General features: G+C 44.6%; 1 protein-coding gene. It reads left to right on the forward strand.

Annotated elements, in window-relative coordinates:
- Window positions 1-641: type VI secretion system Vgr family protein (locus A9G34_RS08740; protein ID WP_141670390.1), on the forward strand; the 641-nt coding region annotated here is incomplete at both ends.

The following is a 641-nucleotide window of genomic DNA, read 5'->3' on the forward strand; positions in this document are numbered from 1 at the left end:
TTTAGCCAATTATCGGTGAATAAAGAGGAAGCGCATTATCAAGTGGTCTTATCGCCACGACTGGCTAGACTAACGTTAAACCGCAACTGTGCCATATTCCAGAACCAAAGCGTAGTAAGCGTGGTTGAACAAATACTTAGAAGCCACGGACTTAATGGCATAGACTACCGCCTTGAACTTAAAGAGCACTACCCAGCCAGGGAATTTATTACCCAATGGCAAGAAAGCGATTTTGAATTTATCCAACGCTTAATGGCGGATGTGGGTATCTGGTTTCGCTTTGAAAGCCATGCCGAGCACGACTGCGACGTAATGGTGATAAGCGATTATGAACAAGGTTATGACCAAGTTGCTCATATTGATTACAAATTACCCAGTGGCACCTTGGACGGTGGCACTGAAAGCGTTTGGGATATTAGCATGCACAGCCAAACGGTGGCATCATCGGTTAAAGTGAAAGATTACAACTACCGTGATGCCAAAGCCAACTTACTTGGCGAGGTCAATAGCCAACCCGATGACCGCACCACTAACGGCACCGACTACCGTTATGGCGAGCACTATCAATATGCAGGTAGTGCCAGTGTCAGTTCAGGTAGTCAAAAAAATAGCCCCAACAAAATTTATAAAAATATTCAAAG

This window comes from Gilliamella sp. Choc4-2 (assembly GCF_001690355.1).
Taxonomy (GTDB): Bacteria; Pseudomonadota; Gammaproteobacteria; order Enterobacterales; family Orbaceae; genus Gilliamella; species Gilliamella apicola_A.